Genomic DNA, 14,403 nt, shown 5'->3' with positions numbered 1-14,403 from the left:
CATCGGGTCACTGGGGCTCATTCTTGAGCGAGGAATACTTGGCGCACGAAGGCGCGGATCTTGTCGGGGTCCTTGATGCCCTTGGCCTGTTCGACTCCCCCCGAGACGTCGACGGCATAGGGATGGACCATGCGGACGGCCTCGCCAACGTTGGATGCGTCGAGGCCTCCCGCGAGAATAACAGGTTTTTCCAGACTTGCGGGGATTCGCCCCCAGTCGAAGGTCTCGCCTGTGCCCCCCGGCACGCCCGGCTTGTAGGCGTCGAGCAACAGCCCGCGCGCAGCGGCATAGTCATGTGCCGCCCTTGCCAGGTCGATATCGTCACGCATACGTAGCGCCTTGACCCAGGGCCGTGTGGCCTCGCAGCACTCGGCAGGCGCTTCATCTCCGTGAAACTGCACCAGATCGAGGTGTGCCTCACAGGCCCGTATGAAAGCCGGTGACTGATCGACGAACAAGCCGACACGAGTCACGAAGGCCGGTACCCGCGCAGTCAACGCAGCCAGGCGTTCGAGGTCGAGCGCTCGGGGGCTGCCCGGCCACATCACGAAACCCAGGGCATCGGCCCCCGCAGCCACGGCGGCATCGATATCCTCGGCGCGGGTCAGGCCGCAAATCTTGACGCGGGTACGATAGGAAGAAACCGGGCTCATTCGCGAACCTCCTGGCTCGATGAATGCACCTGTCGTGCCTCGTGTGCAGCCCCGCCTGCCTGGCTGCTCTCCAGTTCAGCTATCGGCTGGCCGCGGCGGAAACGCACCATGGGGCAATCCGGCAGCGAGCGCTCGCCAGTCCACTCCCCCAGGAAAGCCAGCAGGTTGGGCCCGAGCGGTTCGCGAGGCAAGCCGAAGCGCTCATCATAGACCGAATCGACGAAGTGCAACCCGCATCCCGGTGCCGTGACGTTGGCCAGGCTACGGTCGCGAAGTGCAAGAAGTCGTGCCATGTAGTCCGCTCCCTGCTCGCCCTTGCCCACCGCGACCAGGGCGCCGGCGATGTTGCGGATCATATGGTGCAGAAAGGCGTTAGCCTGCACGTCGATGACGATCAGCGGACCATAGCGATTGACCGTGATGAAGTGCAAATGGCGCCATGGCGTCTTGGACTGGCAGCCTGCGGCGCGAAAGCTGGAAAAGTCGTGTTCGCCGACCAGGGCCTGGGCCGCCGCATGCATGCGTTCAGCATCGAGCGGCTCACGACACCAGGTGGCGTTGGCACGCTCCAGCACCGGACGGCTGGGCTGGTTGAGTATGACGTAACGATAACGCCGGGCCAGCGCCTTGAAGCGGGCATGAAAATCGTCGGCCACGGGAACCACCCAGTGCACGGCAATATCGCGCGGGAGGTTGGCGTTGGTGCCGAAGACCCAGGCCTTCTGGGTGCGCGCCACCGGGGCATCGAAGTGAACGATCTGGCGCGTGGCGTGCACACCGGTATCGGTGCGTCCGCTGCAGAGCACACGCACATCGGTAGCTGCCACCTTGGCAAGCGCAGCCTCCAGCGAGGCTTGTACAGAGGGAGCATGCTTGAGGCGCTGCCAGCCGCAATAGGCACTGCCGTCGTACTCCACGCTCAGCGCCAGGCGTCCAGTCAGGCGGGAAATGTCATCCAGGGGCTCGAACAGGGGCATCGGCTCAGTCGCAGTCAATCGATGGACCGACACCCTCGCCTAGTCGCCAGTATCTGGCGACCCTACCGGGGCAATGCCCGATCAGCGTTCCGGCTTGATTCTCGCGGTGTCGGTAGCGGGCTGAACATTATCCAGATTCAACGGCTCGAACGCCACTTCTTCGATATCCCACTGGTCTTCAGTGGACATGACCTCGGACGGCGACGAGCCCCTGTCATCCAGCAAGGATGCCCCATTACCCGCATCGGGAAACTCGGGGAAGTCGATACCGGGCTGCTGTAGCTCGTCACGTCGCGGCGGATGATCGGACTCGAGGCTGGGCGGCTCGTAATCGATGATTCGTTCGACATCGGCAGCCACCGAGGCCACGGCTTCCTCGACATGACTCGCCTCGTCCTGAAGCTGCTCCGCGACATCATCCAACGCTGGCGCCAGGTCGTCGTCGCGCTCGGCCGAGGCTCGCGAAGGCTCGACTGATGCCGGCTCGGAGTCATCAGCGAAGCGTGCCATGAGTTGCTCGACCTCTGCCCGGTAGCTATCCCCGGCGTGCTCGAGAAGCCTTGCCGACTCCCCTTCTGCCGCATCACGCATGCCCAGCTCGGTATAGGTGAAGAGGAGCTTGAGTCGCAGGTCATGGCGCTCGGGTTCGCTCTCCAGGCTCTTCTCGAGCAGGTCACGCGCCTGCTCATAACGCCCATAGGCAATGAAGATATCGGCCTCGTTGATGGTTTCCGCCTGTGGTGTGGCTTCCGCGGGCGCTGCCGCAGCCTGAGGCACCGTCGCCGGCACTTTCTCGACAAAATCGGGCACCCCGCTTTCACTGATTGCCTGCGGAAACCCATAGTCCAGTGCCTCTTCGGGCGCGCGCTGGCTACGCCGGCGTACGACTGCCCAGGCCAGCAGCAACAATGCAATGGCACTGCCACCGATGAGGCCGGCCTGATCGGCAATGCCTTGCCAGACTCCCTGCCATAGACCAGTCTTGCCCGCTTGCCCCTGCGTCGGCAGTACCTGAGGTGTCGATGCCTGCGCGTCAGTGGCAAAAGAGGGCTGCACGGAGGCTGTTGCCTGATCTTCAGGCACAGCCGCCAGCGACTGGCTGAGCAACTCGCGCAGCGCTGCCATGTCCTCACGCAAGGAGAGCATTTCGTCCTGCAAGCGATCACGCTCGTCTCGCACTTCGGCCAACGCCTCGCGACTGGCTTGCCAATTGGCTTCCAGCGCCGCCAGACGCGTCGCTGCATCGAGGCTTGGCTCATCGGCACCAGGAGCTGCCACACCACCGGACGCAACCGGGTCAGCCAATCGCTGCGAAGCTGGATCGTCACTGGCTGCGAGGACTTCAGCGGCCAGTTCGGCATCGCTGAGCAATGTCAGGCGGGGCGCTTCCGGCTCGGGCAGCGGTGCGTCGTGCTCCGGCAATCGCCAGGCTTGGTTCTGCTGGCTTACCTGATGTCGTGCTTCGCTGGAAGAATCAGCCAGCAACTGCTGCGCCGAGGGCTTATCGAGCATGGCACCAGCACGCAGGCTATTGATATTGCCGCCAGAAAACGCCGCCGGATTGGCACGGAACAAGGCCATCATTGCCTGCTCGACACCGACGCCATCAGGCCGTTCGAGTCTCGCAGCGATACCCCACAGGGTGTCGCCGGGCCTGACCTCGATGCGGCGGGATTGCACCACCGGAGAGGCAGCCTGGCTTTCCGAGCCTTGTATCGGTGAGGCCGATGCCAGCGGGGACGCCTGGGCCATGCGCGGCGTGCCTGCAGACCGTGGCTGTTCGTTGCCGATCAAGGCTGCCGTACTGGCATAACCCGGCGGATCGAGCAGCAGCGTCACCTGCCGGCGCATCGTGCCGTTTGGCCATTCCAGCGCGAGCAGCAGGTCGAGATACGGCTCGTTGACCGGCTTGTCGGTACTCAGCGTGACCGACAGTTGCCCGTCCTCCCGGGAAAGCGCCATTTGCACGCTTTCGGCCAGTGCACTGCGAGGCAGACCGGCCTGGGCGAACGCCTCGGCATCGGCCAGCCTTACGATAAGGTGACTGGGATCCAGCCCTTGCAGATCGGAAAGCGCCATGCGTGCCTGCAACGGCTCGCTCAGGCTGGACGTCACCTCGGGTTCCGCCAGGCCCAGCGCCTGCAAGCCAGGACTCGCCGTCGCCAACGTGACCAGCGCGGCCAGCGATACAGTGCGTCTCATCATGTCCCCTGCCGTGATCGCCGTCATCAGGCTGCCTGTGACGACCTTGTATTAGTCAATTGCCGACATAAGTACCATAAAACGGCGCGGAATCATTAAACGAAAAGCCGAGTAAACACCCATCATTTGCACCATAAAAAACGCCTCCCGGAAGGGAGGCGTCGATTCGGCGCTGTGATGGCCGTGTGTCAATTACTGCTCGCGCAGGATCTGCAGCATACGCTTGAGCGGCTCGGCAGCCCCCCACAACAGCTGGTCGCCAACGGTAAAGGCGGTGAGGTACTCGCCGCCCATCGCCAGTTTGCGCAGCCGGCCCACCGGCACGCTCATGGTACCTGACACGGCAGCCGGCGTGAGATCGCGCAGGGTCGCTTCCTTTTCGTTGGGCACGACCTTGACCCATTCGTTGTGCTTGGCCAGACGATCTTCGATCTCGTCGAGCGGCACATCTTTCTTGAGCTTGATGGTGAAGGCCTGGCTGTGGGAGCGCATTGCGCCGATACGCACGCAGAGCCCATCGATGGGGATCGGGTTGGCGCCGTGGCCGAGAATCTTGTTGGTCTCGACGCCGCCCTTCCACTCTTCGCGGGTCTGGCCGTTGTCCATCGGCTTGTCGATCCACGGCAACAGGCCACCGGCCAGCGGCGCACCAAAATTCTCGATGGGGAAGCGGTCGCCGCGCATCGATTCGGTCACTTTGCGATCGATATCGAGTATAGCGCTGGCCGGATCGTCCAGTTCCTGCTGAACACAATCACGCAGCGTACCCATCTGGGTCAGCAGCTCGCGCATGTGCTTGGCGCCAGAGCCGGAAGCGGCCTGGTAGGTCATGGAGGTCATCCACTCCACCAGGTCGGCCTCGAACAGGCCGCCCAGGCCCATCAGCATCAGGCTGACCGTACAGTTGCCGCCGACGAAGGTCTTGGCGCCCTTGGCCAACTGGTCATCGATCACGTGGCGGTTGACCGGATCGAGGACGATGGTCGCCTCATCGGCCATGCGCAGGGTGCTCGCGGCATCCAGCCAGTAGCCCTTCCAGCCCGCTTCGCGCAGCGGCTTGTACACCTCCTCGGTGTAGCCGCCGCCCTGGCAGGTCACGATGACATCCAGCGCCTTGAGCTCGTTCTGGTCGTAGGCGTCTTTGAGCGGGGGCACGTCCACACCGATGTCGGGCCCCGGCTGGCCGACCTGCGAGGTGGTGAAGAACACCGGCTCGATGCCGGCGAAATCATTCTCCGAGCGCATGCGATGCATCAGCACCGAGCCCACCATGCCACGCCAACCGACAAAACCGACTTTCAACATGTGAAGTCCTCCTGAATTCCAAGTGTCACCGGCAGTCAGCCTACCGGTGTGCGCCCGCGGGTGCCACGGGCGCGATCGAGCCGAGCCTGGGCGGCCTCAGCGCTGTGCGCGGAAAGCCTCGAGTACGGCGTCGCCCATCTCGGCAGTGGTTACCTTGCGTGTTCCCTCGTAAGCAATGTCCGCCGTACGCAGGCCTTGATCGAGCACGCTGCCGACCGCCCGCTCGATGCGTTCGGCCAGCGCAGTCTCGTTGAGGGTATAGCGCAGCATCATCGCCACGGAAAGAATCGTCGCCAGCGGATTCGCCAATCCCTGGCCGGCGATGTCCGGCGCGCTGCCATGACAGGGCTCGTACATGCCCTGGCCGCTTTCGTTGAGCGACGCCGACGGCAGCATGCCGATCGAGCCTGTCAACATGGCCGCTGCATCCGACAGGATATCACCGAACATGTTGCCGGTGACGATGACGTCGAACTGCTTGGGTGCCCGCACCAGCTGCATGGCAGCATTGTCGACGTACATATGCGAAAGCTCGACATCCGGATAGTCGGCGGCCAGGCGCTCCATGACCTCGCGCCACAGCATGGTGACCTCGAGCACGTTGGCCTTGTCGACCGAGCACAGCCTGCCATTGCGCTTGCGTGCCATCTCGAAGGCAACACGCCCGATACGCTCGATTTCCGACTCCGAATATACGTAGGTATTGAAACCGACGCGCTGTCCCTCGCGCTCCTCGATGCCGCGCGGCTGGCCGAAGTAGATACCTCCCGTCAGCTCGCGCACGATCATGATGTCGAGCCCCGACACGACCTCGGGCTTGAGACTGGAGGCCTCGGCCAGCTGCGGATAGAGCAGCGCCGGACGCAGATTGCCGAACAGGTTGAGGTTCTTGCGAAGCCCCAGCAGCCCCTTCTCGGGACGCTTGCTGATGTCTTCCAGCTTGTCCCACTGGGGGCCCCCGACAGCGCCGAGCAGGATGGCATCGGCGGCCTTGGCCTTGTCCAGCGTCTCGGCCGGCAGCGGCTCGCCGAAGGCCTCGAAACCGGCACCGCCCACGAGCCCTTCCTCGAGCGTGATATCCAGGCCGGCATCCCGGCAGGCATTCAGGATCTTGACCGCCTCAGCGGTGATTTCCGGGCCAATACCGTCACCCGGCAGAACGAGAATCTTGCGGCTCATGTGCTTACTCTGGCCAGGACCCGGCAGGTTGCATCACCTGCCCGGTCGTATTGAATGGAGCGCTGTCCTTGCGCAGGCTTCGAAGAAGCGTCCCTGGTTTGCGTCCAGCGTTGTGGTTATTCAGTCAACGGAACAGCCACGGCTGTGCCTGGCGATGGCGCTGTTCGAACTCGCGAATGGCGCCCTCTTCCTGCAGCGTCAGGCCGATGTCGTCGAGGCCGTTGAGCAGGCAGTGCTTGCGGAAGCCGTCGATCTCGAAACGGATGATCTCGCCGGAGGGCGTAGTGACCGTCTGTGCTTCGAGATCAATGGCGAGACGATAGCCTTCGTTGGCTTCGGTTTCCTGAAACAGCCTATCGACCGTTGCCTCGTCCAAGGTAATCAGCAGGATGCCGTTCTTGAACGCGTTGTTGTAAAAGATATCGGCAAAGCTCGGGGCGATGACCGCGCGGAAGCCGAAATCCTCGAGCGCCCAGGGCGCATGTTCACGCGAACTGCCGCAGCCGAAGTTGCGCCTTGCCAGCAGCACGCTGGCGCCCTGATAACGCGACTGGTTGAGCACGAAATCGGGATTCAGCGGGCGCTTCGAGGCATCCTGTCCCGGATATCCCTCGTCGAGGTAGCGCAACTCGTCGAACAGGTTGGGCCCGAACCCGGTGCGCTTGATCGACTTCAGAAACTGCTTGGGAATGATCAGGTCGGTGTCGACGTTGGCCCGATCGAGCGGCGCCACCAGACCCCGGTGCTGGGTGAACTTCTGCATGGCTCAGGCCTCCTGGGGCTGCTGGGTGAACTGACGCACGTCGACGAAGTGGCCGGCGATCGCCGCGGCCGCGGCCATGGCCGGGCTGACCAGATGGGTCCGCCCGCCATAGCCCTGACGCCCTTCGAAGTTGCGGTTGGAGGTCGAGGCGCAGTGCTCGCCGGCACCGAGCTTGTCGGCATTCATCGCCAGACACATGGAACAGCCCGGCTCGCGCCACTCGAAGCCCGCCTCGATGAAGACCTTGTCGAGCCCCTCGGCCTCGGCCTGGCGCTTGACCAGGCCGGAGCCCGGCACCACCATCGCCAGCTTGATCGAGTCGGCAACCTTCTTGCCCTTGGCGACCTTAGCCGCCTCGCGCAGGTCCTCGATGCGCGAATTGGTACACGAACCGATGAACACCTTGTCGAGGCGAATGTCGGTGATCTTCTGGTTGGGCGAGAGCCCCATGTATTCCAGCGCCCGGGCCACGCCACGCTTGGCGGTGTCATCATTGAGGCTGGCCGGGTCGGGCACCAGGTCCTCGACCGAGGCGACCATTTCGGGGCTGGTGCCCCAGGTGACCTGCGGCGCGATCTCGGCGGCGTCGAGCACTACCTCCTTGTCGAATACCGCATCATCATCAGAAACCAGATTGCGCCAGGCGTTCACTGCCGCATCCCATTGCTCGGCGGAGGGTGCGTACGGACGCTCGCGCAGGTAATCGATAGTGGTATCGTCGACACCGACCAGGCCGACCCGCGCCCCAGCTTCGATGGCCATGTTGCAGATGGTCATGCGGCCTTCCATCGACAGGTCGCGTATCGCGCTACCGGCGAACTCGATGGCATAGCCGGTGCCGCCGGCCGTGCCGATACGCCCGATGATGGCCAGCACGATGTCCTTGGCCGTGACGCCGAGGCCAAGCTTGCCCTCGACACGCACGCGCATGTTCTTCATTTTCTGGGCAATCAGACACTGGGTGGCCAACACGTGTTCGACCTCGGACGTGCCGATGCCGTGAGCCAACGCCGCGAAGGCTCCGTGCGTGGCAGTATGCGAATCACCACAGACCACGGTCATGCCCGGCAGAGTCGCACCCTGCTCGGGACTGACGACATGGACGATCCCTTGGCGGGCATCGTTGATACGAAACTCCTCAATGCCGAACGATTCGCAGTTGTCGTCCAGGGTCTGGACCTGTATCAGCGACACAGGATCGACAATCCCGGCATTGCCGGCGGCACGCTCCTTCACGGTGGTCGGCACGTTGTGGTCGGGCGTGGCCAGGTTGGCATCCAGGCGCCACGGCTTGCGCCCTGCCAGACGCAGTCCCTCGAAGGCCTGAGGTGATGTCACCTCGTGGAGCAGTTGACGATCGATGTAGATCAATGCGCTGCCGTCGTCGCGCTCCTTGACCAAATGTTGCGACCACAACTTGTCGTAAAGCGTCTGGCCTGCCATGGGTTTCCTCCAGCGTGCTCGGCTGAGCTCGGTCATGTCCGGTAATTGCGGCGCTCTCGGTCGCCGTCACATGAAAAAGACTACGGAGCCCCTCGCATAAAAGCAATTCATGTTCTTTATCCTTTGAATTCCAAAGTGGAATAATAGTATTGCCATAGTCTGGAAAACCCAATGGATACACAAAGTCTTCAAGCGTTTCTGGCCGTTGCCGATCACGGGTCCTTCTCGCTGGCTGCCGAGCAGCTGTACCTGACCCAGCCCGCCGTCAGTAAACGCATCGCCACGCTGGAGGACCAGATTGGTGCCCGCCTGTTCGATCGCATTGGCCGTCGGGTCAGCTTGACCGAAGCCGGCCGAGTACTGCTGCCGCGCGCCCGGGAAATCCTGGTGATGGTGGACGATAGCCGCCGCGCCCTGGCCAACCTGTCCGGCAGTATCGGCGGCAGCTTGACCATGGCGACCAGCCATCACATCGGCTTGCACCGTCTGCCGCCCATCCTGAAAGCCTATACCCAGGCGCACCCCGAGGTTCGGATGGACATGCGCTTTTTGGATTCCGAGCAGGCCTACCAAGGCGTGCTGGATGGCGAACTGGAAATCGCCGTGGTCACCCTGGCACCGGTGCCCGATCCACAATTGCTGGTCGTCCCGGTATGGACCGACCGTCTGCGCTTCGTCTGTGGCAAGGACCATCCCCTGGCCGGACGCGGCGACCTCCCGTTGTCGGCGCTATCGGCCTACGATGCCGTACTGCCGGGTCACCTTACGTTCACCCGCGGCATCGTCGTCGATACCTTTGCCCGCGACGGGTTGAAGGTCAATGTGGCCCTATCGACCAATTATCTGGAAACATTGAAGATGATGGTGGCTATCGGGCTGGGCTGGAGCGTGCTTCCGGAGTCGCTGATCGATGACGACATTCATGCGTTGCCCATCGACCATCGCCCTATCGAACGCCCGCTGGGTTATCTGGTCCACAAGAGCCGGACGCTGTCCAATGCCGCCCGGTCGATGCTGGACATGCTGGACCACGCCATCGAACGGTAATCGCTTGCCCAGAAAAAACCCGCACCTGGGTGCGGGTCCGTTCAGTGAAGAGCGATCACTATTTTTCCTGACTAAGCTCCTGCCCGGATGATTCAGCCACCTCGGCCTCGCCGCCTGCGGCTGTCTCGGCATGCTCGGCCGCTCGCTCGAGCAGTCCCAGCACTTCCGGAATGGTCTGCTTGACATAGCGCCCAGGAGCCGGCTCGATGATCTTCAACTCACCGTCGCCGGGCTGGCGTGCCGGCACCTGCTTGTCGGTGTCGACATAGCCATTGTCGGTCATCCAAGACTGCCAGTGTGGCCACCACGAACCTTCGTGCTGTGTCGCGCCCTCCAGCCATGCCTCATGCGTATCGGGAAGCTCGTCATTGGTCCAATAGCCGTACTTGGTGCGTGTCGGCGGATTGACGATGCCGGCAATGTGTCCCGAGCCGCCCAGCACGAAAGTCACCGGCCCCTTGGGCAGTTGAGTGCCGTAATACGTGGACTGCCACTTGGCGATGTGGTCCTCGCGAGTGGAGATGAAGTAGCTGGGCGTAGAAATCTTGCGCAGGTCAATCTTGACCCCATCGAGTTCGATGCCGCCGGGCTCGACCAGCCGGTTCTCGAGGTACATGTTGCGCAGATACCAGCCATGCGTGGCTGCCGGCAGGTTGGTGCCATCGGTATTCCAGTACAGCAGATCGAAGGCGGCCGGGGTTTCGCCCTTGAGATAGTTGTTGATGTAGAACGACCAGAACAGGTCGTTCTCACGCAGCAAGTTGAAGGAAAACGCCATGACGCGTCCATCCAGGTAGCCATCGGCCTCCAACTGCCGCTCGAGCCCCTGCAGGACCGGCTCGCTGAGGAACACCCCGATCTCGCCAGGATCGCGAAAATCCTGCAACGTGGCCATGTAGGTGACCGAGCGCACCTTGCGGGCACGCCGGGTGCTGGTCAGGTAGGCCACTGTCGAGGCGGCAAGCGTGCCGCCAACACAGTAGCTGAGCAGGTTGACCGACTTCTCGCCGCACGCCTGCTCGATCGCCTCCATGGCGGCAATCGGCCCCATCTGCATGTAATCGGCCCAAGTGATGTCGCGCTGCTCGACACCCGGATTGCGCCATGAAATCAGGAAAACGGTGTGGCCCTGGTCGACCAGCCACTTCATCATCGAGTTGTCCTGGCGTAGATCAAGGATGTAGTACTTGTTGATCCACGGCGGGACGACCAGTAGCGGCGTCTTGAATACCTGCTCGGTGGTTGGCTGATACTGGATCAGCTGTATCAATTCGTTCTCATAGACCACGGCGCCCGGCGTGACGGCAATGTTATCGCCGATACGAAACGCTTCCCGGTCGGTCATCGCCACGTTGAGCCCACCAGCGGAGTTGGACAGGTCCTCACGAAGCCGCTTCAACCCGTCGATCAGGTTCTGCCCGTTGGTTTCCAGGGTCCGACGCATCACTTCGGGATTGGAGGTAACGAAGTTGGTCGGTGCCATGGCATTGACGTACTGGCGAACATAGAACGACAGACTGCGCTTCTGCTGGTCCGGCAGGCTGTCGACGCTCTCGACGAGCTCGTTCACCAGTCTCACCAGCAGCAGGTAGTGCTGCATGATGTAACGGTAATAAGGATCCTTGTGCCAGGCCTCGTCCTTGAACCGCCGATCCGATGGTTCCGGTCCGATGATCGGGTCATCCGGCTCCCCATCCCCAGCGACTTCGCGCAGTGTCTGCTGCCAGAGCCGAGCCTGATCCTGGGCAAGACGCATGTGCGCCCCGTAGATCGCGTAGGGCTTGAAGGCCAGCGCCTGGGCACCTGCGCGCAGGCTCTCGCGCATGTCCTCGTAGATCGTCGAGCCAGCTTCACCGGGCAGCGCTCGTGTCAAGAGCTCCTGCATCAAGGCCTGATATTCCTGCCCGATCATTTCCAGCTTGGCGGTCCATTCCTCGTTGATCCATGGACCGACATCGAACTGCGAACCTGACTGCATATCCCCTCCTGATATCCTGCCACTGACGCAGGACATACCCACGTAACGAGGCAAGGCCGGCATTGCCGGCCTTGCAGGTCTTGTGAATCAGCTATTGTTCTTGTTGCTACGCGAGCTGTTGGACGAACTGGAAGACTTGCTGGAGCCGGACGATGACGCAGCGGCAGACCTAGCGGTACTCCCGGCCTGCTCGGTCGCCGCATTGGCTTGCTCCATCGCTTGCCGGCCGACGTCGGAAAATGCCTTTTCCAGTTCCTCGCGGAATGCGAGGCTGAGCTCGGTCATGGCGCGGGCATCGTCCATCATCTGCTGGGACAGCTCGCTCATGAGCTCGCTCTGGCGTGTGGCAAAATCGCGCATGTCATCGGCGCTCTTGATATCGGAGGCAGACCGCAGGCGCTCGGTGCCCATCTGGCTGTAACGCTTCATTGACTCCAGCTGGAACTGGGTCATCTTCTCCATGTTGTCCAGCATCAAGCCATTCAGCTTGCGCATGGGCTCGAAGAAGTTGCGAGTCTGCTCGGTGAATGCATTGAAAAACTGATCCTGTTGCATGACGAATCCCTCCCGGAGGATCAAGCACGATTTGGACAATACGCATTTTGCTGCACTGCAAAAAGAGTACTGTCACTCGCTGACAGTTGCAATAGCGCGATTCGCCCCACCCACCCTCGCAACGATCAGCCCAACTTCAGCGTTCCCGGCCCCTTCGCTCAGGACTTTCTCGCCTGGCGCGATGTCGCCGAGGCACTTGAACGGCGCTTGTCGTTCGTTTCCTTGGCACCGTTTTCCTCGCTCGTCTCCGAACGATGGCCGGTGCCGGCCTTGCGCATCATGTCCAGCATCATTTGCTGGTAATTGCCGAAGCTGGCCATGCCCTGGGTCAAGCCTTGTTGCATGAAAGGTTGCATCAGACTCCACGGGTCATAGCCTTCCACACCAGCTTCCATCTGCTGCTGAATACGCGACATCAACTCGCGCTGGAAGGACTCGACATCGGGCAGGCCCATGGCCTGGCGAAATTCGGTGGGAGTCAGGTCGAACTCGACGTGAATCTTCATGGCTAGGCTCGATCAGTGAACGTGTCTTGAGTGTAGCAGCTATGTGTTTCGTTACGGTGCACGACAACCGTTGAACGAGGCCGATCTACACTGGGACTCAGAGCGTGTACGAGGCACTTTCCAACAACAACGACCAAGGAAGATCACCATGCAACGGCTCTATTTTCTGACGCCAGACACACAGACGACCGCCAACATCACCGAGGAGTTGAACAGCCTGGGGCTCACGCAAGCTCACATCCATGTGGCTTCCAGCAACCCTCGGGCATGGCAAGAGACAGGGCTGAAAAAGGCGACCCTGCTGCAAACGACAGACACTGCGGATGCCGCCAGGCGCGGTGTCATGATCGGCGCCCCCCTGGGACTGGTCGTCGGGTCGATAGCCGCGTGGATACTGGCCGTTCCCGGACCCATGGGCATGGCCGGCGTGATCGTCGGCATGGGCATCTTCGGCGGGCTTTTCGGGCTATGGGCGAGCACGTTGATTGGCGTCTCCGTGCCCGACGCCAAGGTCAAGAAATTTCGCGGCGATATCCGTCGTGGTGCCGTTCTCATGATGGTCGACATACCCGAAAGTCAGGAAGATGAGGTCGTGAGTCTCATCCACCGCCACCATCCGCAGGTAGATATCGAGAAGATCACTCGCCAAGAACGGCAGCATGCCGAGGGCCGGGGGCAGTAATACCCGCCGGCCGATCGCCAGGGTCAGCTCAGGCGTGGCGTAGCCACGGAGACATCGGCATTCTGGGCACGATGGCGCAGCAGGTGATCCATCAGGGTCAGTGCCATCATCGCCTCGGCGATGGGCGTGGCGCGAATGCCGACGCACGGGTCGTGGCGTCCCTTGGTGATCACCTCGACCGGGTTACCGTCGACATCGATGGAACGGCCGGACTGGGTAATGCTGGATGTCGGCTTGAGTGCCAGATGAGCAATCAGCGGTTGGCCGGAGCTGATGCCACCCAGCACGCCACCGGCATGGTTGGATAGAAAGCCATCCGGCGTCATCTCGTCACGGTGCTCGCTGCCGCGCTGGGCGATGCAGGCAAAGCCATCGCCGATCTCCACGCCCTTGACCGCATTGATGCTCATTAACCCATGGGCCAATTCGGCATCCAGCCGATCGAAGATCGGCTCGCCCAATCCCACCGGCACGCCGTCGGCCACGACGGTGATCTTCGCCCCGACCGAGTCCTGGTCGCGGCGCAGCTGCTCCATGTAGGTTTCCAGCTCGGCAATCCTGTCGGGGTCGGGACAGAAGAAGGGATTGTCGTCGACACCGTCCCAGGACTTGAAGTCGATGGCAATGGGACCGAGCTGGCTCATGTAGCCACGCACCTGGATGCCCTGCATGGCCAGGTATTTCTTGGCAATCGCCCCGGCGGCGACGCGCATCGCCGTCTCGCGGGCGCTGGAGCGGCCCCCTCCTCGATAATCGCGCAGGCCATATTTGTGATGGTAGGTGTAGTCGGCGTGAGCCGGACGGAAGCGATCCTTGATGTTGGAATAATCCTTGGAGCGCTGGTCGGTGTTCTCGATCAACAGGCCAATCGGCGTGCCTGTCGTGACGCCCTCGAAAACCCCCGAAAGGATACGGACCTGGTCCGGTTCGCGACGCTGCGTGGTGTAGCGCGACGACCCCGGACGACGCCGATCCAGGTCGCGCTGCAGGTCGGCCTCGGTCAGCGGCAGTCCAGGGGGGCATCCATCGACGATCGCGCCCAGGGCAGGACCATGGCTTTCGCCGAAGGTGGTGACGGTGAACAGCTTGCCGAAGGTGTTGCCGGACATGCAG

General features: G+C 62.2%; 13 protein-coding genes. 2 read left to right on the top strand and 11 right to left on the bottom strand.

Annotation, left to right across the window (positions count from 1 at the left end):
* Window positions 1-17 precede the first annotated feature (17 nt).
* The 7 genes from BM194_RS09485 to leuC all read right to left on the bottom strand — a co-directional run bounded on the left by BM194_RS09485 (window position 18) and on the right by leuC (window position 8,522).
* Complete coding sequence (locus BM194_RS09485; RefSeq protein WP_092846092.1) at window positions 18-653, bottom strand: phosphoribosylanthranilate isomerase; 636 nt, start codon at window positions 651-653, stop codon at window positions 18-20.
* The gene (gene truA / locus BM194_RS09480) at window positions 650-1,630 is read right to left on the bottom strand and encodes a tRNA pseudouridine(38-40) synthase TruA (protein WP_244890924.1); all 981 of its coding nucleotides are present in this window, start codon (window positions 1,628-1,630) and stop codon (window positions 650-652) included. The genes BM194_RS09485 and truA overlap by 4 nt, the downstream gene beginning before the upstream one ends.
* A gap of 81 nt (window positions 1,631-1,711) precedes the next feature.
* A complete protein-coding gene (locus BM194_RS09475; protein WP_177223381.1) occupies window positions 1,712-3,835 on the bottom strand; it encodes a type IV pilus assembly protein FimV in 2,124 nt (707 codons plus the stop codon).
* A gap of 189 nt (window positions 3,836-4,024) precedes the next feature.
* Window positions 4,025-5,137 carry an aspartate-semialdehyde dehydrogenase gene (gene asd / locus BM194_RS09470; protein WP_092846088.1) on the bottom strand — a complete coding sequence of 371 codons (1,113 nt, stop codon included), beginning with the start codon at window positions 5,135-5,137 and terminating at the stop codon, window positions 4,025-4,027.
* Window positions 5,138-5,233: 96 nt separating this feature from the next.
* Window positions 5,234-6,316 (bottom strand): 3-isopropylmalate dehydrogenase, encoded by a 1,083-nt coding sequence (gene leuB / locus BM194_RS09465; RefSeq protein WP_092846086.1) that lies wholly within the window; start codon window positions 6,314-6,316, stop codon window positions 5,234-5,236.
* A gap of 124 nt (window positions 6,317-6,440) precedes the next feature.
* A complete protein-coding gene (gene leuD / locus BM194_RS09460; protein ID WP_092846084.1) occupies window positions 6,441-7,079 on the bottom strand; it encodes a 3-isopropylmalate dehydratase small subunit in 639 nt (212 codons plus the stop codon).
* Window positions 7,080-7,082: 3 nt separating this feature from the next.
* The gene (gene leuC / locus BM194_RS09455; RefSeq protein WP_092846082.1) at window positions 7,083-8,522 is read right to left on the bottom strand and encodes a 3-isopropylmalate dehydratase large subunit; all 1,440 of its coding nucleotides are present in this window, start codon (window positions 8,520-8,522) and stop codon (window positions 7,083-7,085) included.
* 171 nt (window positions 8,523-8,693) lie between these two features.
* On the opposite strand from leuC, the gene BM194_RS09450 reads away from it, so the two are divergent.
* Window positions 8,694-9,569, top strand: a complete 876-nt coding sequence (locus BM194_RS09450; RefSeq protein WP_092846080.1) for a LysR family transcriptional regulator — start codon at window positions 8,694-8,696, stop codon at window positions 9,567-9,569.
* 58 nt (window positions 9,570-9,627) lie between these two features.
* Here the strand turns inward: BM194_RS09450 and phaC are convergent, their stop codons facing one another.
* The 3 genes from phaC to BM194_RS09435 form a co-directional block, all read right to left on the bottom strand.
* Entirely contained in the window at window positions 9,628-11,547 is a 1,920-nt protein-coding gene (gene phaC / locus BM194_RS09445) for a class I poly(R)-hydroxyalkanoic acid synthase (protein WP_092846078.1), read from the bottom strand.
* 87 nt (window positions 11,548-11,634) lie between these two features.
* On the bottom strand, window positions 11,635-12,102 hold the full coding sequence (locus BM194_RS09440; protein WP_092846076.1) for a phasin family protein: 468 nt from the start codon (window positions 12,100-12,102) through the stop codon (window positions 11,635-11,637).
* A gap of 158 nt (window positions 12,103-12,260) precedes the next feature.
* Window positions 12,261-12,608, bottom strand: coding sequence for a DUF6489 family protein (locus BM194_RS09435; RefSeq protein ID WP_092846074.1), 348 nt, complete (start codon window positions 12,606-12,608; stop codon window positions 12,261-12,263).
* A 148-nt stretch (window positions 12,609-12,756) separates the two neighbouring features.
* On the opposite strand from BM194_RS09435, the gene BM194_RS09430 reads away from it, so the two are divergent.
* A complete protein-coding gene (locus BM194_RS09430; RefSeq protein ID WP_092846072.1) occupies window positions 12,757-13,290 on the top strand; it encodes a DUF1269 domain-containing protein in 534 nt (177 codons plus the stop codon).
* A 23-nt stretch (window positions 13,291-13,313) separates the two neighbouring features.
* Here BM194_RS09430 and aroC read toward each other — a convergent pair whose 3' ends face one another.
* Complete coding sequence (aroC, locus tag BM194_RS09425) at window positions 13,314-14,399, bottom strand: chorismate synthase (RefSeq protein WP_092846070.1); 1,086 nt, start codon at window positions 14,397-14,399, stop codon at window positions 13,314-13,316.
* Window positions 14,400-14,403: the final 4 nt, after the last annotated feature.

Origin of the sequence: Modicisalibacter xianhensis (genome assembly GCF_900113605.1) — a bacterium.
Lineage (GTDB): Bacteria > Pseudomonadota > Gammaproteobacteria > Pseudomonadales > Halomonadaceae > Modicisalibacter > Modicisalibacter xianhensis.
The sequence above is the reverse complement of the archived record's forward strand: the minus strand, read 5'-3'. Positions and strand labels throughout refer to the sequence as shown.

Excerpts from the sequence above, each read along its gene's own strand:
- BM194_RS09430 (WP_092846072.1), top strand. The coding sequence starts at position 12,757 with ATGCAACGGCTCTATTTTCTGACGCCAGACACACAGACGACCGCCAAC.
- BM194_RS09485 (WP_092846092.1), bottom strand. The coding sequence starts at position 653 with ATGAGCCCGGTTTCTTCCTATCGTACCCGCGTCAAGATTTGCGGCCTG.
- leuB (WP_092846086.1), bottom strand. The coding sequence starts at position 6,316 with ATGAGCCGCAAGATTCTCGTTCTGCCGGGTGACGGTATTGGCCCGGAA.
- aroC (WP_092846070.1), bottom strand. The coding sequence starts at position 14,399 with ATGTCCGGCAACACCTTCGGCAAGCTGTTCACCGTCACCACCTTCGGC.
- asd (WP_092846088.1), bottom strand. The coding sequence starts at position 5,137 with ATGTTGAAAGTCGGTTTTGTCGGTTGGCGTGGCATGGTGGGCTCGGTG.
- leuC (WP_092846082.1), bottom strand. The coding sequence starts at position 8,522 with ATGGCAGGCCAGACGCTTTACGACAAGTTGTGGTCGCAACATTTGGTC.
- BM194_RS09440 (WP_092846076.1), bottom strand. The coding sequence starts at position 12,102 with ATGCAACAGGATCAGTTTTTCAATGCATTCACCGAGCAGACTCGCAAC.
- truA (WP_244890924.1), bottom strand. The coding sequence starts at position 1,630 with ATGCCCCTGTTCGAGCCCCTGGATGACATTTCCCGCCTGACTGGACGC.
- BM194_RS09475 (WP_177223381.1), bottom strand. The coding sequence starts at position 3,835 with ATGATGAGACGCACTGTATCGCTGGCCGCGCTGGTCACGTTGGCGACG.
- leuD (WP_092846084.1), bottom strand. The coding sequence starts at position 7,079 with ATGCAGAAGTTCACCCAGCACCGGGGTCTGGTGGCGCCGCTCGATCGG.
- phaC (WP_092846078.1), bottom strand. The coding sequence starts at position 11,547 with ATGCAGTCAGGTTCGCAGTTCGATGTCGGTCCATGGATCAACGAGGAA.
- BM194_RS09450 (WP_092846080.1), top strand. The coding sequence starts at position 8,694 with ATGGATACACAAAGTCTTCAAGCGTTTCTGGCCGTTGCCGATCACGGG.
- BM194_RS09435 (WP_092846074.1), bottom strand. The coding sequence starts at position 12,608 with ATGAAGATTCACGTCGAGTTCGACCTGACTCCCACCGAATTTCGCCAG.